The organism is Streptomyces sp. NPDC001606 (genome assembly GCF_053596835.1).
Genome location: NZ_JBSFHC010000010.1, coordinates 1 through 19,295, shown reverse-complemented (window position 1 = coordinate 19,295; position 19,295 = coordinate 1). Strand labels below are relative to the sequence as shown.

At 73.1% G+C, this 19,295-nt stretch carries 15 protein-coding genes and 1 pseudogene; 11 read left to right on the top strand and 5 right to left on the bottom strand.

Annotated features, from left to right (window positions below):
- The first annotated feature begins 92 nt into the window (after positions 1 to 92).
- From ACWCV9_RS19325 to ACWCV9_RS19310, 4 genes are all read left to right on the top strand, one after another.
- Positions 93 to 1,364 (top strand): aspartate kinase, encoded by a 1,272-nt coding sequence (locus tag ACWCV9_RS19325; RefSeq protein WP_385848323.1) that lies wholly within the window; start codon positions 93 to 95, stop codon positions 1,362 to 1,364.
- Entirely contained in the window at positions 1,364 to 2,428 is a 1,065-nt protein-coding gene (locus ACWCV9_RS19320) for an aspartate-semialdehyde dehydrogenase (RefSeq protein WP_450788098.1), read from the top strand. Before ACWCV9_RS19325 ends, ACWCV9_RS19320 begins: the two co-directional genes overlap by 1 nt.
- A 395-nt stretch (positions 2,429 to 2,823) precedes the next feature.
- Positions 2,824 to 3,501 carry a SigE family RNA polymerase sigma factor gene (locus ACWCV9_RS19315; RefSeq protein WP_450788097.1) on the top strand — a complete coding sequence of 226 codons (678 nt, stop codon included), beginning with the start codon at positions 2,824 to 2,826 and terminating at the stop codon, positions 3,499 to 3,501.
- Between the two features lie 46 nt (positions 3,502 to 3,547).
- The gene (locus tag ACWCV9_RS19310; protein ID WP_450788095.1) at positions 3,548 to 4,720 is read left to right on the top strand and encodes a hypothetical protein; all 1,173 of its coding nucleotides are present in this window, start codon (positions 3,548 to 3,550) and stop codon (positions 4,718 to 4,720) included.
- Between the two features lie 35 nt (positions 4,721 to 4,755).
- Here the strand turns inward: ACWCV9_RS19310 and ACWCV9_RS19305 are convergent, their stop codons facing one another.
- Positions 4,756 to 5,547, bottom strand: a complete 792-nt coding sequence (locus ACWCV9_RS19305) for an SURF1 family protein (protein WP_450788093.1) — start codon at positions 5,545 to 5,547, stop codon at positions 4,756 to 4,758.
- A 62-nt stretch (positions 5,548 to 5,609) separates the two neighbouring features.
- Positions 5,610 to 6,449 (bottom strand): class I SAM-dependent methyltransferase, encoded by an 840-nt coding sequence (locus ACWCV9_RS19300; protein WP_450788092.1) that lies wholly within the window; start codon positions 6,447 to 6,449, stop codon positions 5,610 to 5,612.
- 134 nt (positions 6,450 to 6,583) lie between these two features.
- Here ACWCV9_RS19300 and ACWCV9_RS19295 point away from each other — a divergent pair, with 134 nt between their 5' ends.
- Positions 6,584 to 8,377 (top strand): prolyl oligopeptidase family serine peptidase, encoded by a 1,794-nt coding sequence (locus tag ACWCV9_RS19295; protein WP_450788434.1) that lies wholly within the window; start codon positions 6,584 to 6,586, stop codon positions 8,375 to 8,377.
- Positions 8,378 to 8,490: 113 nt separating this feature from the next.
- Here the strand turns inward: ACWCV9_RS19295 and ACWCV9_RS19290 are convergent, their stop codons facing one another.
- Complete coding sequence (locus tag ACWCV9_RS19290) at positions 8,491 to 10,380, bottom strand: NAD-binding protein (RefSeq protein WP_450788433.1); 1,890 nt, start codon at positions 10,378 to 10,380, stop codon at positions 8,491 to 8,493.
- 152 nt (positions 10,381 to 10,532) lie between these two features.
- On the opposite strand from ACWCV9_RS19290, the gene ACWCV9_RS19285 reads away from it, so the two are divergent.
- Positions 10,533 to 11,558 (top strand): permease, encoded by a 1,026-nt coding sequence (locus ACWCV9_RS19285; RefSeq protein WP_385848332.1) that lies wholly within the window; start codon positions 10,533 to 10,535, stop codon positions 11,556 to 11,558.
- The gene (locus ACWCV9_RS19280; RefSeq protein ID WP_450788090.1) at positions 11,555 to 12,298 is read left to right on the top strand and encodes a TIGR03943 family putative permease subunit; all 744 of its coding nucleotides are present in this window, start codon (positions 11,555 to 11,557) and stop codon (positions 12,296 to 12,298) included. The genes ACWCV9_RS19285 and ACWCV9_RS19280 overlap by 4 nt, the downstream gene beginning before the upstream one ends.
- Positions 12,299 to 12,323: 25 nt before the next feature.
- Here the strand turns inward: ACWCV9_RS19280 and ACWCV9_RS19275 are convergent, their stop codons facing one another.
- Positions 12,324 to 14,354 carry an NAD(+) synthase gene (locus ACWCV9_RS19275; protein WP_450788088.1) on the bottom strand — a complete coding sequence of 677 codons (2,031 nt, stop codon included), beginning with the start codon at positions 14,352 to 14,354 and terminating at the stop codon, positions 12,324 to 12,326.
- Positions 14,355 to 14,503: 149 nt separating this feature from the next.
- Here ACWCV9_RS19275 and ACWCV9_RS19270 point away from each other — a divergent pair, with 149 nt between their 5' ends.
- Positions 14,504 to 15,067 carry a hypothetical protein gene (locus tag ACWCV9_RS19270; RefSeq protein WP_450788086.1) on the top strand — a complete coding sequence of 188 codons (564 nt, stop codon included), beginning with the start codon at positions 14,504 to 14,506 and terminating at the stop codon, positions 15,065 to 15,067.
- On the opposite strand, the gene ACWCV9_RS19265 is transcribed toward ACWCV9_RS19270, so the two are convergent.
- On the bottom strand, positions 15,034 to 15,300 hold the full coding sequence (locus ACWCV9_RS19265) for a GlsB/YeaQ/YmgE family stress response membrane protein (RefSeq protein ID WP_385848338.1): 267 nt from the start codon (positions 15,298 to 15,300) through the stop codon (positions 15,034 to 15,036). The two genes, ACWCV9_RS19270 and ACWCV9_RS19265, sit on opposite strands and share 34 nt — an antisense overlap.
- Before the next feature lie 233 nt (positions 15,301 to 15,533).
- Here ACWCV9_RS19265 and ACWCV9_RS19260 point away from each other — a divergent pair, with 233 nt between their 5' ends.
- The 3 genes and pseudogenes from ACWCV9_RS19260 to ACWCV9_RS19250 form a co-directional block, all read left to right on the top strand.
- Positions 15,534 to 15,896 (top strand): ArsR/SmtB family transcription factor, encoded by a 363-nt coding sequence (locus ACWCV9_RS19260; protein WP_385848339.1) that lies wholly within the window; start codon positions 15,534 to 15,536, stop codon positions 15,894 to 15,896.
- Positions 15,889 to 18,507, top strand: a complete 2,619-nt coding sequence (gene mgtA, locus ACWCV9_RS19255) for a magnesium-translocating P-type ATPase (RefSeq protein ID WP_450788084.1) — start codon at positions 15,889 to 15,891, stop codon at positions 18,505 to 18,507. Before ACWCV9_RS19260 ends, mgtA begins: the two co-directional genes overlap by 8 nt.
- A 192-nt stretch (positions 18,508 to 18,699) precedes the next feature.
- Positions 18,700 to 19,295, top strand: a pseudogene (locus ACWCV9_RS19250) (LCP family protein); the annotation flags it as partial.

The following is a 19,295-nucleotide window of genomic DNA, read 5'->3' as shown; positions in this document are numbered from 1 at the left end:
GCGGACGATGTCTCACCATGCGGGAGCACGGTGGTGGATTTCGGACGCTCGATAGACTGAGCCGACACAAACGAACCGAGCGAGGAGCGCACGTGGGCCTTGTCGTGCAGAAGTACGGAGGCTCCTCCGTAGCCGATGCCGAGGGCATCAAGCGCGTCGCCAAGCGGATCGTGGAAGCGAAGAAGAACGGCAACCAGGTTGTCGTCGTCGTTTCCGCGATGGGCGACACGACGGACGAGCTGATCGATCTCGCCGAGCAGGTTTCTCCGATGCCTGCCGGGCGTGAATTCGACATGCTGCTGACCGCCGGAGAGCGGATCTCCATGGCCCTGCTGGCGATGGCGATCAAAAACCTGGGCCACGAGGCCCAGTCCTTCACCGGCAGCCAGGCAGGCGTCATCACCGACTCGGTCCACAACAAAGCCCGGATCATCGACGTCACGCCGGGCCGGATCCGCGAGTCCCTGGACAAGGGCAACATCGCCATCGTCGCCGGGTTCCAGGGCGTCAGCCAGGACAAGAAGGACATCACCACGCTCGGCCGGGGCGGGTCCGACACCACGGCCGTGGCGCTCGCCGCCGCGCTCGACGCCGAGGTCTGCGAGATCTACACGGACGTCGACGGTGTGTTCACCGCCGACCCGCGCGTGGTGAAGAAGGCGAAGAAGATCGACTGGATCTCCTTCGAGGACATGCTGGAGCTGGCCGCGTCCGGTTCCAAGGTGCTGCTTCACCGCTGTGTGGAGTACGCCCGTCGCTACAACATCCCGATCCATGTCCGGTCCAGCTTCAGCGGACTTCAGGGCACCTGGGTCAGCAGTGAGCCGATTGGGGACAAGCAGGTGGAGCAGGCCATCATCTCCGGTGTCGCGCACGACACCTCCGAGGCCAAGATCACGGTCGTCGGTGTGCCGGACAAGCCGGGTGAGGCCGCCGCGATCTTCCGGACCATCGCCGATGCCGAGATCAACATCGACATGGTCGTGCAGAACGTGTCCGCCGCCTCCACCGGGCTGACGGACATCTCCTTCACCCTGCCGAAGACCGAGGGCCGCAAGGCCATCGACGCGCTGGAGAAGAACCGCCCGGGGATCGGCTTCGACTCCCTGCGCTACGACGACCAGATCGGGAAGATCTCCCTGGTCGGCGCCGGTATGAAGACCAACCCGGGCGTCACCGCCTCCTTCTTCGAGGCGCTGAGCGACGCGGGCGTGAACATCGAGCTGATCTCCACCTCGGAGATCCGGATCTCGGTCGTCACCCGCGCCGACGACGTGCCGGAGGCCGTGCGCGCCGTGCACACCGCCTTCGGGCTGGACTCCGAGACCGACGAGGCCGTCGTCTACGGAGGCACGGGCCGCTGATGGCCCCGACCGGGAAGCCGACACTCGCGGTCGTGGGAGCGACCGGGGCCGTCGGCGCGGTCATGCTCCAGATCCTGTCCCAGCGGGCGGACATCTGGGGCGAGATCCGTCTGATCGCCTCCCCGCGCTCGGCCGGCCGCAAGCTGGCCGTGCGCGGCGAGGAGGTCGAGGTGACGGCGCTGGCCGAGGACGCCTTCGACGGGGTCGACATCGCGCTGTTCGACGTGCCCGACGAGGTCGCGGCCGAGTGGGCGCCGGTCGCCGCCGCGCGCGGCGCGGTCGTGGTCGACAACTCCGGCGCCTTCCGGATGGACCCGGACGTGCCGCTCGTGGTGCCCGAGGTGAACGGGCACGCGGTGCGCAGCCGCCCGCGCGGGATCGTCGCCAGCCCCCACTGCACCACCCTGACGATGATCGTCGCCCTGGGCGCGCTGCACGCCGAGTTCGGGCTGCGCGAGCTGGTGGTGTCGTCGTACCAGGCGGTGAGCGGGGCCGGGCGGGCCGGCGTGGAGACGCTGCGCGCCCAGCTGTCCCTGGTCGCCGGGACCGAGCTGGGCACCAAGCCGGGAGACGTACGGCGGGCCGTGGGGGACGGCACCGGGCCGTTCCCGGAGCCGGTGGCGCTCAACGTCGTACCGTGGGCCGGGTCGCTGCGGGCGGACGGCTGGTCCTCGGAGGAGATGACGGTCCGCGACGAGTCCCGCAAGGTCCTCGGGCTGCCGGATCTCCCGGTCGCCGTGACCTGTGTCCGGGTCCCGGTGATCACCACGCACTCGCTCACCGTCCACGCCCGCTTCCAGCGGGAGGTCCGCGTCGAGGGCGCCCGCGAGATCCTCGCCACCGCCCCCGGTGTGGTGCTGTGCGACGATCCGGCCGCCGGTGAGTTCCCGACCCCCGCCGACGTCGTCGGCACCGATCCGACCTGGGTCGGCCGGGTGCGGCGGGCGCTGGACGACCCGACCGCGCTGGAACTCTTCGTCTGCGGCGACAACCTGCGCAAGGGGGCCGCGCTGAACACCGCGCAGATCGCGGAGTTGGTCGCGGCGGAGTGGCGGGACGGCTGAAACAGGCCACTGCTGAAGCAGGACACCGCTGAAACAGGCCACCGCGCCCGGCCCGGCGCGGGCTTTGTAGGATCTCGGTAATAAAAGTGGCCGGGAGCATGGTCGAAGTCCCTTGAACCCTTGCTCGGTGCAACCGAAGATTTTTTCTCCCCGCCTTCCGCAACCGCGCGGTCGGCGGGGAGCGTCTTTGCGGTCACTCTTCAGGCGTGGGGACGTCGCGATCGGCCGGGCGTGGGGACGCTCGTCCAGGTCGGACCCGGTCCACAGCGGACCGCGGTCGATATCAGACATAGGGGAAGAGCGGGACGCATGACGGCACTTGAGGCACCGTCGGTTGTCGCACATGTGACGCCCGGCACGTACAACCCTGGCGGGGGGAGACGTGTCCAACTGGCGTGGCAGAGGTACTCGAATTCACTGCGCCCCGCGGCGCCGCGGCCCTTCGGCCCCCGCGTGCGGCCTTCCGGCCCCGCCCGCCCGGCGGCATGCCGGTGATCGCGCCCATGCCCGCAGCGCGGCCCGCCCGCATACCCAGTCAGCGTGACGGCGCCGAGGAGTCCGAGGCCCCCGCTGCCGTCGTCGGCACGACCGTCGACCACCTCACCGAGACCTACCGCGCGCACTACCGGTCCCTGCTGGGCCTCGCCGCGCTGCTCCTCGACGACACCGCCTCCTGCGAGGACGTCGTCCAGGAGGCCTTCATCCGCGTCCACTCGGCCCGCAAGCGCGTCCGCGACCCCGAGAAGACGCTCGCCTACCTCCGGCAGACGGTCGTCAACCTCTCCCGCTCCACCCTGCGCCGCCGCATCCTCGGCCTGAAGCTGCTGTCCAAGCCGATGCCGGACATGGCCAGCGCGGAGGAGGGCGCCTACGACCAGCTGGAGCGGCGCGACCTCATCAAGGCGATGAAGGGGCTCCAGCGCCGGCAGCGCGAGGTCCTGGTGCTGCGCTACTTCGCGGACATGACCGAGGCTCAGGTCGCCGAGACCCTCGGGATATCCCTGGGCTCGGTGAAGGCGTACGGCTCGCGGGGCATCGCGGCGCTGCGCGTGGCCATGGGGAAGACGGTATGAGCGGCAGGAACAAGAGCACACGTCATCGCATGCTGGGAACGGAACTGTGAACCACGGCCCCGACGACAAGCCCGCCGAGCGGTTCGGCGAGCCGGACGGCCGCGAGAAGCTCGACGGCAGCGGCGTTTTCGACAGCTTCGGCCAATCCATCGACCAGGACGGCACGGACGGCGCGGAGGACGGGCTCGACCCGGACGCGGCGGCCCTGCGGCGCATGCTGCACTCCGCGGTGGGCGACCTCGAACCGCGCACCGGCACGCTGGACCACCTCCGCCGGGCCGTACCCGCGCGGCGGGCGCGCAAGCGCCAGGCCGCCGTCGGCATGGCAGCGGCGGCCCTCTTCATCGGCACCGCGATCCCCGCCCTCATCCATGTCTCCGGCGTCGACGGCTCCAGCCCCGACACCGCCATGGCCGGCGAGTCCTCCCAGGCCCAGGGCGGCACCGGGCAGGCACACGGCGACAAGGGCAGTACCCCCCGCGGTGCGAAGGGCACGCCCGGCACGGTCGTGCAGCCCAGCAAGGACCCCGGCAAGGACGGGAAGAAGAGCACCGGCGGCGCCTCCACCGGCTCCACCGGCGGCACGGGACCGTCCGCGTCCGCCTCGGCGGGCCTCGCGTCGTGTACGTCCGCCCAGCTGGGCTCGGCCACGGGCAGCGCCGGCGCACCCGACTCCGCGGGCGTCGTCTACGGCACCTTCCGCGTCGTCAACGTCTCCACCACCGCGTGCACGGTGTCCGGGCCGGGCTCCATCGGCGCCAGTGCGCAGGGCGCGGCCGACCCGGCCAAGATCCTCACCGCCCGGCATGTGGCCGGTGACGCGGCGACCGGTCTGCCCGACCCCTCCCAGGAGGTCTCCGGACTGGTCCTCCAGCCCGGCGCCGCCTACGAGGAGAAGTTCGCCTTCGTGCCCTCCGCGGCCTGTCCCACCACCGGCGGCGACAACTCGGGCGCCGGCGGCACGGACACCGGCGGACCGACGGCGGACCCGTCGCCGTCCCAGGACGCGACCTCGGGCACCTCCACGACCGCGGGTACGACCGACGGCGGCACCACGTCGGAGGGCACGACCACCCAGCTGATGACCGCGGACGGCACGGCCGACGGCAGCGTCCTGATCTCCCACACCTCGGCCGGCGGCGCCCCCTCGGCGGCGACGGTGGTCCCGGGCGAGTGCGCGGGAACGGTGTACTACACGGGAGTGCTGCCGGGCGCGTAGCAGCCCATGGCTGCTCTGGCCCACACCGGTACCGGTCAGCTACTAGGTACCGGTGTGCGCTCCGACTCATCCGGCACCAAGCCCAGCGCAGCGTCCCGCAGGGCCTCGACCTCCCGCCGTACCAGCCGGAACCACATGAACACCACGAACCCGGCGAACACGAACCACTCCCCGGTGTACCCCAGGTTCTGGAACGCCTTCAGATCCAGCCCGGTCCCGTCGGGCGCGGAAGCCGGCACCGCCTTCATCCCCGCGTCCGCCCGGTCCAGGGTGACCCACGCGTCGTACAGCCGGTACGGCACCAGGTTCACCAGCGCCGCCGAGCTGATCGCCGAGGTCTGCCCGGCCGGCAGTCCGCTCTGCGCGCTGACCCCGTTGCTTCCCGGGGTCTCGGACGCCTGCAACGCCCCGGTGACGGTCACCTCACCGGTCGGCGGCGCCGGGGCCTTCGCCGGGTCCGCGGTACCGGGCAGCCAGCCGCGCACCACGGGCAGCGCCTTGCCGGATCCGGTGCGCAGCAGGGTGAGGACGTAGAAGCCGTCCTTGCCGTCCAGCTGCCGGTCCGGCACCAGGAGCTGCTTGCCGTAGTGGCCGCTCGCGGTGACCCGGCGCCCTGAGGTGGCCTTGTCGACGGGCAGCAGCGCGTCGAGCGGCCGGGCGGTCTCGTGCCTGTCGGAGGCGGCCTGCTCGGTCGCGGTGCGATGGTCCTGCACCCGCCCCTCGAACCGGCTCAGCTGCCAGGACCCCATGAAGATGCAGAAGGGGATGGCGAGCAGCACGAAGACGTTGATGCCCCACCAGCGGGGTGTCAGCAGAAACCGGTACACGCCCTCCACGGTACGGCGCCCGGGCCCGGCCCCCTGGCACCGGGTTCGGCAACGGCGCGGGCTCAGACCTTGGCGGCGCGCAGCGAGTACATCAGCGGGATCTCCGGGCGGTCCGCCGGGAAACGGTGGAAACCGTCCCTGACCTCGAAGTTCTCAAAGCGCTGGAAGACCGACACGGGGTGCTCGTGGAGGAACTCGATGCGCAGCCCGGCCGCCGCGAGCGCGGAGACGACGTCGCCGAGGGTGTGCTGCCACTCCACACTGCGGTTGTGGACCGTGGCGGCGCTCCGGTCGGCGTACGTGCCGGGCTCGTCGTAGACCTGGGCGTCGCGGGAGAAGTAGTCGCGCACGATCCGGCTGCCGGTCGCGTCGTCCAGGGACTCGGTGATCGGGTGGAACTCGGCGAGATAGAGGAAGCCGCCGGGCGCGACGAGCGAGGCGGCGGTCTCGGCCCAGCGGCGGATGTCGGGCAGCCAGCACAGCGCGCCGAGCCCGGTGTAGACGATGTCGTACGACGGCTCGGGTACGGCGGCCGCCGCGTCGTAGACGTCGCTGGTGACGAACGCGGCACGCTCGGGGCCGTAGCCGAACTCGGCGGCGAGCGACCGGCCCACCGCCACGGCCGGCCCGGAGAAGTCGAGGCCGACGACGCGGGCTGCGCCGCGGTGTGCCCAGGAGAGGGTGTCGAGGCCGATGTGGCACTGGAGGTGCAGCAGCGTCTTGCCGGTGACGTCGCCGACCTCGGCGGTCTCGAAGTCCCGCAGTACGTCCCGGCGGGCCCGGAAGCCGTCCAGGTCGTAGTACTCCCCGGCGACGTGCACCGGAACCCGCTCGTCCCACATGGCGCGGTTGTCCTCGCGCCAGCCGTCGGGAACGGACACGGAGGCTGTCGTTGTGCTCATGATCCGAAAGTTATCCACAGGCTGGGCGTACCGGCCAGCGAATTGTCGGCGGGGCCAGGCAGTATGGGCGCATGACTGGGGCCACGAGCGAGAGCAAGACGCCGGACACGCCGGACAGGGCGGGCGAGCCGAGGATGCGGGACGAGCCGGGGATGCCGGACTGGGAGAAGCGCTTCCGGGCGCCGCGGGTGTCCCTGCCCGACTGGGCGGAGGACGCCCCCGACCACTCCCTCTTCGTGTCGAACGCGACGGGTACGTACGAGCTGTACGCCTGGGACCGCAGAACCGGTCACCAGCGCCAGGTGACCGACCGGCCGAACGGCACCACCGACGGCGTGCTCTCCCCGGACGGCGCCTGGATCTGGTGGTTCGACGACAAGGACGGCGACGAGTTCGGCATCTGGCGCCGCCAGCCCTTCGCGGGCGGCCCGGACGAACCGGCCGTCCCCGGGCTCGAACCCTCCTACCCGGCCGGCCTCGCCCTGGCCCGCGACGGGCGTACGGCGGTCGTCGGCCGCTCCACGGACGCGGACGGTACGACGATCCACCTCGCCCGCGAGGGGGCCGCCCCGCTGGAGATCTACCGGCACCGCGAGTCCGCGGGCGTCGGCGACCTCTCGCACGACGGCTCGCTGATCGCCGTCGAGCACACCGAGCACGGCGACGCCATGCACTCGGCGCTGCGCGTGCTGCGCCCCGACGGCACGACGGTCGCCGAGCTGGACGACACCAAGGGCGGCACCGAGGAACTGGGCCTGGAGGTACTGGGCTTCGCCCCGGTGGACGGCGACACCCGGCTGCTCGTCGGCCATCAGCGCCGGGGCCGCTGGGAGCCGCTGGTGTGGGACGTGGCGACCGGCGAGGAGACCGACCTGGCCCTCGACCTGCCCGGTGACGTCAGCGCCGAGTGGTACCCGGACGGCTCGGCCCTGCTCATCGCCCACAGCTTCGAGGCCCGCAGCGAGCTGTTCCGCTATGACCTGGCGGCCCGTGAGCTGTCCCGCATCCCCACCCCGCCCGGCTCGGTCTCCGGCGCCACGGCCCGCCCCGACGGCAGCGTGGAGTACCTGTGGTCGTCGGCGGCGCAGCCCCCGGCGGTGCGCTCCACCTCCGGCGGCGTGGTGCTGGACCCCCCGGGCATGACGTGTCCGCCGTCGGTGCCGGTGGAGGACGTGTGGGTGGAGGGGCCCGGCGGCCGGATCCACGCCCTGGTCCAGAAGCCGGCGGGCGCGACCGGCCCGCTGCCCACGGTGTTCGACCTGCACGGCGGCCCGACCTGGCACGACAGCGACTCCTTCGCCGCGGGCCCGGCCGCCTGGGTCGACCACGGGTACGCGGTGGTCCGGGTCAACTACCGCGGCTCCACCGGCTACGGCCGCGCCTGGACCGACGCGCTCAAGCACCGGGTCGGCCTGATCGAGCTGGAGGACGTGGCCGCGGTCCGCGACTGGGCGGTCTCCTCGGGCCTCGCCGACCCCGCCCGGCTGGTCCTCACCGGCGCCTCCTGGGGCGGCTACCTCACCCTGCTCGGCCTCGGCACCCAGCCCGAGGCGTGGGCGGTGGGCATCGCGGTCGTGCCCGTCGCGGACTACGTCACCGCGTACCACGACGAGATGGAGGCGCTGAAGGCCATGGACCGCACCCTGCTGGGCGGCACCCCGGAGGAGGTCCCCGACCGCTTCGAGGCGTCCTCCCCGATCACCTATGTCGACCAGGTCAAGGCCCCCGTCTACATCTCCGCGGGCGTCAACGACCCGCGCTGCCCGATCCGCCAGATCGACAACTACGTGGCACGCCTGCGGGACCGCTCCGCGATCCACGAGGTGTACCGCTACGACGCGGGCCACGGCTCGCTGGTGGTGGACGAGCGCATCAAGCAGGTGGCCCTGGAACTCGCCTTCGCCGCCACGCACCTCCCGCCCTCCTGACCCCACCCACGGCAGCACCCAGCCGGCCTCACCCACCCCCACCCGGGACGGAGCCTTCCAGCCGACCGTTTCGGGGGGCGGGTGGGCAAAAGACCGCTGAACCCCCGGAGGGCTCAGCGGAGTTCGGCCAGCCCTCTCCGGGTCGCCGCCACCACCACCCGGTCCCCCTTCTCCAGCACATGATCAGGAGCCGTGTCGGTCCGGCCCTCCAGCGTCAGCACCCGCCAGAACCCCGGCCGGAAAGCCTCCCGCACGGTCCGCCCCTCCAGCTGGGGATGACCGTCCACCCCGACCGCGGCGAACAGCAACACCCTGCGCTCCACCGGAATCGCCCCCAGCACCTGCCGGCCCAGCATCGCCCCGGCGAACGCGGGCGCGGCGAGATGCGTGACGCTCCGGCTCCGGGTCCGCGCCTGCGGGTACGCGGCACGCAGCGTCCGGTACACGGCGGTGGCGAAGTCGTCGTCGTACAGCCGTAGCACCACCGGCAGATCGGGCCGTACCGTCCGCGCGTACAGCACCGCCTCCAGGTTGGTGGTGTCGGCGCTGGTCACCGCGAGCAGCGCCTGCGCCCGGTGGATCTTGGCGGCCTCCAGCACCCCTTCCTGGGTGACGTCGCCGAGCACCACCGGCACCCGCAGCCGTCGCGCGGTGGCGAGACCGCGGGCCTCGGGGTCGGACTCGACACAGACCACGGGGACGTTCAGCTCGCGCAGCCGGCTCAGCACCCGGGTGCCGATCTTCCCCAGCCCGAGCAGGACGACATGCCCGCCGAGCCCGCGGGGCGGCTTGCGCAGCGCGGAGGCGGTGCGGAAGGTGCCGAGCGCCTCGAGGACGGCGGCCAGCAGCACCGGCAGCAGCAACAACCCGGTGAGGCCGGAGAGGAGTTGGAGGATCTGGCGGCCGAGCGGCGCGCCGATGGCCGGGTCGTCGATGGCGAACAGATCGAGGAGGGTGAGATAGAAGGCCCGTACCGGATGGAGATGGGGCGTCACCGCCCACAGCGCGACGGCGAGCGCGACCACACACGCCACCATTCCGGCCAGCGACCAGCGCAGCCGCCGGGAGAAGAGGGAGGCGAGCGGGGGCACACCGCCCACCCCGCGGCCGGGTGCGGCCGACTCCCGGCCGGCCGCGGACGTCACCTGCTCCAGCACCACGGCCGCCCGCCCGCCGGCCTGCCGTACCTCCTCGTCGTCGGGCAGCAGCCGCGGCTCCTGCTCCCCGTTGCCCGGAGCGGAACCGTCGCCCGCCCCGGAGCCGCCGCCGGCCGGGGCGTCGCCGGCGGGCGCGGACAGCAGCGCGAGGGTGCACAGCCCGGGGTCGGCGGCCGGCCCGTCCCCGGACGGCGGCCGTTCCACGGCCCGCAGCAGCAGCCCCTCGCACTGCACGACCTTGCTGGTGCCGGCCACGGCGGTGGCGGCCAGCGCGGGCGCGGCGGTGTCGGCGTCGGACAGCACGGTGGTGGAGGCGTCCGGGCCGATGCCGTCGGCGTCGTCGCAGCCGGCCAACGCGGCGGCCTGGTCGAGGAGTTCCTCGATGTGCTGGCCCAGCCGCCGGTTGTACAGCCGCAGCACCAGCCGCAGCCGCGGGTTGAGCCGGCGGGCGGTGAGGGCGGCCCGGATGTTGGTCTCGTCGTCGTCGTGGACGAGGGCGAGCGCGGCGGCCCGTTCCACCCCGGCCTCGGCGAGCACCGCCTCGGTGAGTTCGGCGGCCTCCAGCACCCCGTCACCGGCACCACCGCCGGTCCCGCCGATGCCGCCACTGCCGCTCGGGGCGCTGCTCTGGGCGGGGGCCGGCGCGGCCGCCCCGCCGGTCCGGCCGACCGTGGCGCTGACCACGCGGTCCAGCAGCGATGCCGACACGCCCCGGGCGCGTCCGACGACGGGCGGCCGGGCGGTGCGTCCGTTCGGTGGTACGACGAGGGTCACCTGCTCGCCGTAGACTCCGCGCAGCTCGGCGGCCAGCCGGTGCGCGAGTCCGTCGTCACCGCACACCACCATGTGCGGTACGCCGGGGCCGCCTTGATACGGAACGCTCGCCACGAGGGAAAAGACTGCCCCAAGGACGGGAGTGGTTCCAGCAAGGGGCTGAACGCCCGTGCGACGCCTCGCGTACGCAGGGGGAGGAACCGTACCAGCGGAGGTATCCACCCGTGGCCATCACCGAAGACGCCCCGCCCGGCGCCGAGGCGCGGGCCCCGGGCCGCCCCGCGGACCGTACGGAGGGCGGAGCCAGGCTCAGTTCCCCGCTGGTGCTGACGCTGGTCCTCGTCCTGGCGGTGCTCGCCCAGTCCCCGATCCGCGGCGCGCTCGGCACACCGCTGATGCAGAGCTGGATGACGGTGTTCGTCGCGGTGACCGTGCAGGCGCTGCCCTTCCTGGTCCTCGGTGTGCTGCTGTCGGCGGCGATCGCGGTGTTCGTCCCGCCGTCCTTCTTCGCGCGGGCCCTGCCGAGCCGCCCCCTGCTGGCGGTGCCCGTGGCCGGGGTCGCGGGCGCGGTCCTGCCGGGCTGCGAGTGCGCTTCGGTGCCGGTGGCGGGCGCCCTGGTGCGCCGGGGAGTGACCCCGGCCGCCGCCCTCGCCTTCCTGCTCTCCGCCCCCGCGATCAACCCGATCGTGCTCACCGCCACCGCCGTCGCCTTCCCCCGCGATCCCGTGATGGTGCTGGCCCGGTTCGCGGCGAGCCTGCTGGTGGCGTGCGTGATGGGCTGGCTGTGGCAGCGGCTGGGCCGTACCGACTGGCTGCGTCCGCCGGCGCACGGTGCGCACGAGGGCGCGACCAGGGGGGAGGCGTTCTGGCAGTCGGTCCGGCACGACACCGTGCACGCGGGCGGCTTCCTGGTGCTCGGTGCGATGGCCGCGGCCACCCTGAAGGCGGCGACCCCGGCGGAGTGGCTGCGCACGGCGGCCGGAAACCCCGTCTTCTCCGTGCTCGCCCTCGCCGTCCTGGCCGTACTGCTCTCCATCTGCTCGGAGGCGGACGCGTTCGTCGCGGCCTCCCTCACCCAGTTCTCGCTGACGGCCCGGCTGGTCTTCCTGGTGGTGGGTCCGATGATCGACCTCAAGCTGTTCGCGATGCAGGCCGGCACCTTCGGCCGTGCCTTCGCGCTCCGCTTCGCGCCGGCCACCTTCGTGCTGGCCGTCGCGGGCGGCCTGCTGACCGGGGCGGTGCTGCTGTGAACCGCCAGTCCCAGGCCGCCGTCCTGTTCCTGCTCGGCGCCGCCCTGCTGCACGCCGGGAGCACCGACCTGTATCTGCGCTACGTCAAGACGGGCCTGCGCCCCCTGCTGCTGGCCTCGGGCGCGGTGCTGATCGCGACGGCCGTGGCGACGGCCTGGTACGAGCGTCGGCGCGCCCGCCACCACCGCGAGCACAGCGGTCCGGACGAGCACGGCCCGGACCGGCACAGCCACCCCGAACCCCGGCTCTCCTGGCTGCTGTTGCTGCCCCTGCTCGCCCTGATCCTCATCGCCCCGCCCGCGCTCGGCTCCTACAGCGCGCTGCGGGCCGGCACGGCGCTCCAGAAGCCGTACGGGTACGGCCCGTTGCCCGGCGGCGACCCGGTCCCCCTCTCGGTCGTCGACTACGCCTCCCGCGCGGCCTACGACCACGGCCGCTCCCTGCACGGCCGTCCGGTCCGGGTCACCGGCTTCCTCGCCCTGGACCGCTCCGGCGCGCCCTACCTGGTCCGGATGGCCCTCAACTGCTGTGCCGCGGACGCCCAGCCGGTGAAGATCGCCCTGACCGGCGACCTGCCCCCGGTGCTGCGCCCGGACGCCTGGCTGGAGGTGACCGGCACCTACACCCCCCGCCTGGCCCGCGACCCGGTCAACAACGGCCCCGTCCCCTACCTGAAGGTCACCGGCACCCGCCCGGTCCCGGTCCCGCACGACCCGTACGACGAGACCTGGAACACCTGACCGCTGCGACCGGGGGCTCTCCGGCCTAGAACTCGAACCGCTCCAGGTCCCGCAGCCACGCCTCGGCGTTGCCGTCCGACGGGGCCCGCCAGTCGCCGCGCGGCGACAGCGAGCCGCCGGCGGACACCTTCGGCCCGTTCGGCATGGCCGACCGCTTGAACTGGGCGAATGCGAAGAAGCGGCGGCAGAAGACCTCCAGCCAGCGCCGGATCTCCGCCAGGTCGTAGGCGCCCCGCTTCTCCTCCGGGAAGCCGGGCGGCCAGGCCCCCGCCGCCGTGTCGTGCCAGGCGTGCCAGGCCAGGAAGGCGATCTTGGACGGCCGGAAGCCGTAGCGCAGCACATGGAACAGGGTGAAGTCGTGCAGCGCGTACGGGCCGATCTTCGACTCGGTCGACTGCAACTCCTCGCCGGGGATCAGCTCGGGGCTGATCTCGGTGTCGAGGATGGCGGCCAGGATCTTCCCGGTCTCCTCGTCGAACTGGCCGCTGCCGATGACCCAGCGGATCAGATGCTGGATCAGCGTCTTCGGCACGCCCGAGTTGACGTTGTAGTGGCTCATCTGGTCGCCGACACCGTACGTCGACCAGCCGAGCGCCAGCTCGGAGAGGTCGCCGGTGCCCAGCACGATGCCGCCGTGCTGGTTGGCCAGCCGGAAGAGGTAGTCGGTGCGCAGCCCGGCCTGGACGTTCTCGAAGGTGACGTCGTACACCGGCTCACCGGCGGCGAACGGGTGCCCCATCTCCTTCAGCATCAGCCGCGCGGTCGGCGTGATGTCCAGCTCGGCCGCGGTGACCCCGAGGGCCCGCATCAGCTTGTGGGCGTTGCTCTTGGTGTGGTCGCTGGTGGCGAAGCCGGGCAGGGTGTAGGCGAGGATGTCGGTGCGCGGGCGGCCGGCCCGGTCCATCGCCCGGGCGGCGACGATCAGCGCGTGCGTGGAGTCCAGGCCGCCGGAGACACCGATGACCACCTTCGGGCCGCCGATCGCCGCGAGCCGCTGCTGGAGCCCCGCGACCTGGATGTTGTACGCCTCGTAGCAGTCGAGGGCCAGCCGGTCGGGGTCGGCGGGCACGAAGGGGTAGCGCTCCAGGCGGCGGCGCAGACCGAGGTCGGTCCGCGGCGGGTCGAGCCGGAAGTCCACCGTGCGGAAGTCGCGGGTGCGCTCGCCGTGGGTGCGCCGGTTGTCGTCGAAGGTGCCCATCCGGTGCCGTTCCTGGCGCAGCAGATCCAGGTCGATGTCGGCCACCGCGTACTGGTCGCCGACCGGGAAGCGGTCGGACTCGGCCAGCAGCACCCCGTTCTCGTTGATCATGGTCTGGCCGTCCCAGGACAGGTCCGTGGTGGACTCGCCGAGACCGGCGGCGGCGTAGACGTACGCGGCGAGGCAGCGGGAGGACGCGGAGCGGCACAGCAGCTTGCGGTCCTCGGCCCGGCCCACGGTGATCGGGCTGCCGGAGAGGTTGACCAGCACGGTCGCGCCGGCGAGCGCCGCCTCGGCGCTGGGCGGCACCGGCACCCACATGTCCTCGCAGATCTCCGCGTGCAGCACCAGGCCGGGCACGTCGGCGGCGGAGAACAGCAGGTCCACGCCGAACGGCACGCTCTCCCCGCCGATCCGGATGGTGCCGCCGCGCTCGTCGTCACCGCCGGCGATCTGCCGGCGCTCGTAGAACTCCCGGTAGTTCGGCGGGTACGACTTCGGTACGGCACCGAGGACCCGGCCGCGGTGCACGACGACCGCGCAGTTGTAGATCCGGTTGCGGTGCCGCAGCGGGGCGCCCACGACCAGCACCGGCAGCAGATCGGCCGAGGCGGCCACGACGGTGGCGAGTGCCTGCTCGACCTCGTCGAGCAGCGCGTCCTGGAGCAGCAGGTCCTCGATGGAGTAGCCGCACAGCACCATCTCGGGGAAGACGGCGACGGCGACCCCCTCCTCGGCACACCGTCGCGCGTGCCGCAGGACCGCCTCGGCGTTGGCGTGCGGTGCGGCGATGACGGTGTGGCCGGTGCACGCGGCGACGCGCGCGAAGCCATGCTGATAGAGCGACCAGAAGTTCAACGGGACTTCCCTCACCACGCCACGGACCCCACAGACGAAACGACACTCCCTACACAAGCAGCCTAGATCCTCTTGCCCCGCGTGTACTGCTTCGATGGTTGCGCAAATATGGAACTATTGGTGGTGAGCTGTCGGGTATCGGGGGACGGATGACGGATGCCGATCCGGTGGAGCCGGAGTTCAGCGTGGTGTTCGAGCGGGTGCTGGACCGGGCCCTGGCGATGGGCCAGGTCGGTGAGGCGATGGTGCGGTGCGGCAGCCGGGTCGGGCGTGCCGAGCTGCGCGACCGGGCGCTGTGCGCGGCGCGCCGCATCGCGGCCTTCGCGGACCTCGAATACCGCGCGTACCGCGGGGCGGTGGCCGCGGCGTGCGACGGGCCCGGCTCCGGCTCCGACCCCGGTTCCGGCTCCCGCCCCGGTTCGGGCTCCCGCCCCGGTTCGGGCTCCCGCCCCGGTCTCCCGGCCGGCGGCCTGCTCCGGCTGCTGGTGACGCGGGGGCGGCCCCGGTCCGCGGGTGCGGGCCGGAATGAGGACGACGCCCGGGCCGAGGTGGCCAGGGCGCGCGGCGCGTGGGAACTGGCCCTGCTGGAACGGGGCATGCTGCCCTTCCTCCTCGGCCGGCTGGAGGAGGCGCACATGGCGGCAGGCATGGAGACGCGCGGACGGGCGCGCACCGGGGATCAGTCGCGGGAGTTGCCGAAGAGGATGCGGTAGCCGATGAGGAGCACCAGGGAGCCGGCGATCGCCGCGCCCCAGGTGTAGAGGTCGAAGAAGTCCTTCTGCACCGCCCGGTGGAGGAAGTGCGCGGAGAGCCAGCCGCCGACGAACGCGCCCGCGACGCCGATGAGGGTGGTGCCGATCAGCCCGCCCGGGTCGCGGCCGGGCAGCAGGAGCTTGGCGATGGCCCCGGCGAGCAGGCCGAGGATGATCCAGCCGATGACGCCCACGGTGTTGTCCTCTCTGTACTTCCCCGTACTTCCCCTGTATTTGCCTGTTTGCGCAAGCCTAGGGAGGGGCACTGAGCCATGGCCATCGCATCCGGCCTTTGGTGACGAGCCGTTGAGGTGTTGGCACGGACTCATGACATTGCGCGACCGCGCAGGGACACCGAGCATCCACACACCTACACTGGGTGGGCACATGAGTGTCGGCTGTGGAGTGGGCGGGACGGGAGAGGGCTGTGACGGGGAACGCCGGTGGCTTCGAGGATCCGTCGGCCGAGGTCCTCGCCGAGGCGGCCGCCGCGTTCGGACTGCTCGCCTCCTCCGCCCGGCTGCACCTGATGTGGGCGCTGTCGCAGGGCGAGAGCGACGTCACGCATCTCGCCGCCCGGGTCGGCGGCGCGCTGCCGGCCGTCAGCCAGCATCTGGCCAAGCTGAAGCTCGCCGGGCTCGTGCGCTCCCGCCGCGAGGGCAGACGGCAGGTCTACTACGTCGACGACCCTGACGTCGTCACCGTGGTGCGGGTGATGGTCGGGCAGTTGACGGCGCGTTCGCAGCACCCCCTCGCGCCGGTGCGCGAGCTGCGCGGAACCGGTGGCTGACACCACCACCGCCTCGGGGCAGGACGCCGAGACGACCGCACCGGCGTCGCCGCCGACCGTGCTGGAGACGCTGCGCCGACTGGACAGCGGCCCGCGCGGACTGACCGAGGCGCAGGCCGAGGAGCGGCTGGCCCGGCTGGGCGAGAACACCGGTCCGGCCCGGCGCGCGGCCTCCTGGCCCCGGCTGCTCCTGCGCAGCCTGCGGGATCCGTTCACGGCGGTGCTGGCCTGCCTCGGGCTGGTCTCGGCGGCCGTCCTCGCCTGGGGCACCGCCTCGGTGATCCTGTCGCTGGTCGTGGTGAGCTGCGTGCTGCGGGCCGCCGGGGAGCGCCGCGCCGACCGGTCGACGGCCGCGCTGCGGGAGCTGGTCGCCACCACCGCCACGGTGCTGCGCCGGGCCGAGGAGGGCGCCCGCCCGGCGACCCGCGAGGTACCGGTGGCCGAGCTGGTGCCGGGCGATGTGATCCGGCTGGGGCCGGGGGATCTGGTACCGGCGGACGTACACCTGCTGCGGGCGGCCGGGCTGACCGTCCATCAGGCCGCACTGACCGGTGAGTCCGCCCCGGTCCCCAAGTCGGCCTCCGACCACGCCCCCCGCACCCGGGCCGCCGAGCGGTCCGGTGTTCTCGACCGGCCCCAGCTCTGCTTCCAGGGCAGCAGCGTGGCCACCGGCAGCGGTACCGCGGTGGTCGTCGCCACCGGTCCGCACACCCGGTTCGCCACGGCGCACGGGCGCGGCGCCGGCCGGCCCGAGGGCAGCGCCTTCGACCGCTCCGTGCACGGCATCTCCTGGATCCTGATCCGGTTCATGCTGCTGACCCCGCCCCTGGTGCTGATGGCCAACGCGGCGCTGCGCGGCCGGGGCCTGGAGACGCTGCCGTTCGCCGTGGCGGTGGCGGTCGGACTGACCCCGGAGATGCTGCCCGTCCTCGTCACCCTCTGTCTGGCCCGCGGCGCCGCGCTGCTGGCCCGCGCCCACGGGGTGATCGTCAAGCGGCTGCCGGCCCTGTACGACATCGGCGCCGTCGACGTGCTGTGCCTGGACAAGACCGGCACCCTCACCCAGGACCGGCCCGTCGTCGACCGCGCCCTCGGCCCCGACGGCCGGGACGCCCCCGATGTCCTGCACTGGGCCGCCGTCAACGCCTGGTGGACCCTCCAGCTCGCCGAGCTGCCCGCCCCCGACGCCCTGGACGAGGCGATCCTGGACGCGGCCGACGAGGCCGCGCTCACGGCGTACGACGGGATCGCGGCCGTACCCTTCGCGCCGGACCGGCGGCTGGCCGTCGCGGTCGTCCGCACCCCCGGCCGGCTCGGCACGCACACGCTGGCCGTCAAGGGGGACGTACAGGCCGTACTGGAGCGCTGTGCCCTCGCCGACGAGGAGCGGGACCGGCTGCGGGCGCTCGCCGCCCGGCAGGCCGCGGGCGGGGTACGGGTCCTGGCGGTCGCCACCGCCGAGCGCCCGGCGCGCGACCGGGACCACCGGCCGGCCGACGTCCGCGGGCTGGTCTTCCAGGGCCTGGTCACCCTGCGGGACGCGCTCGCGCCCTCCGCCGCCGACGCGCTGGCCGTCCTCGCCGACCGGGGGGTCACCGTCAAGATCCTTACCGGCGACCATCCGGACACCGCGGTCCGCGCCTGCCGCGACCTCGGTGTTCCGGTCGCCGCGGACGCCGTCCTCACCGCCGACGCCCTCGACCGGCTCCCGGACGGCGAACTCGCCGAGGCGGCCGGCCGTACGACCGTCTTCGCGCGCTGCACCCCGGAACACAAGGCCCGTGTCATCGAGGCGCTGCGCGCCGCCGGGCACACCGTCGGCTTTCTCGGCGACGGGGTCAACGACCTGCCCGCGCTGCGCACCGCCGACGTCGGCATCGCCCCGCGGGACGCCGCCGACGTGGTCCGGGAGGGCGCGGACGTGGTGCTCGCGGAGCGGGACCTCACCGCGCTCGCGCACGCCGTCGCCGCGGGCCGGCACGCGGGCGGCAACATCGCCACCTATCTGCGCATCACCCTCTCCTCCAACCTGGGCAACGTCCTCGCGATGCTCTCCGCGGGTCTGCTGCTGCCCTTCCTGCCGATGCTCCCGGCGCAGGTCCTGGTGCAGAACCTGTGCTTCGACGCCGCCCAGCTCACCTTCGCCCACGACCGCCCGCACCCCTCGGTGCTGCGCCGGCCGACCGTGCTGGACCCGCGGGCCCTGCTGCGTTTCATCATCGTCTTCGGAGGCCTCAACGCCGTCGCGGACCTGGCCACCTTCGGTGTCCTGGCGCTCGCGGTGCACGGGCCGGGGACGGGCGACAACGAGGCGGTGTTCCACTCCGGCTGGTTCAGCGAGAACCTGCTCACCCAGGCCCTGGTGATGGTGCTGCTGCGGGCCGGCCGCGGCGCCGCCGGCCGGCGCGGGCCGGGACCGGTTGCCCGGGCCGCGCTCGTGCTGGCCGCCATCGGTCTGGTGCTGCCGGTCTCACCGCTCGGCCCGGCGCTCGGCCTGCCCGCGCTGCCGGCCGTGTACTACCTGCTGCTCACCGCCGTACTCGCCCTCTACGCCCTGGCGCTGCCCGCGCTGCGGTCCGGGGCGGGATCCGGGACGCGGGCAGCGGTGTGACATGCGAGGACTTCGTGACGCTTATCTGGTGAGCGGTCGCATGAGATGCCTCACCTGTGAATTCCCCCAGGATCTCTGCTGCTCGGGCCATGTGTTTGTTAGATTGCGCAACTACGCAACCGAGTCGGGGTGTGGCGCTCCGTCTTCTCGTCCACCGGCCTGACCGGCCCGAGCGTTCATTGGGAGTGGGAGATGAGCGACCCGTGGGACGGCCCGGTCGGGCAGACCACGCGCAGCCGCACCGCCCAGATGCCGGAACAGCGTACGGCCGGGCCGGGCGAGGCGCGCCCCACGGGGGGCCGGGCCGCGGCCCGGGCGGCACAGAGCCCGGCGGTCGGCGGCCGGGCGGCGGCCCGTGAGGCGTCCCGCTCGCGCGGCGGACGCGGACGCGGACGCGCCGCGGCACGGCGCCGGGCGCGTCCGGCAGGGCGTGGCAGGCGCGTACTGAAGATCGTCGGTCTCTGCACGGCCCTGCTGGTGCTGGCCACGGCAGGCGTCGGCTGGTGGTTCTACGAGCATCTGAACGGCAACATCCACAGTGTGGCGCTGGACGGCAAGGGCGGTACGGAGAAGGCGGACGCGTTCGGCCGTACGCCGATCAACATCCTGGTGATGGGGTCGGACGGGCGGACCAGTGCGGCGGACTGCAAGCTGGGCGGCGGCTGTTCGAAGACCGGGGTGCAGAGCGGTCATGGCAACGCGGACGTGGAGATGGTGGTGCACATCGCCGCGGACCGTTCCAACGCGACGGTGATGAGCATTCCGCGGGACACCATGACCCGGGTCCC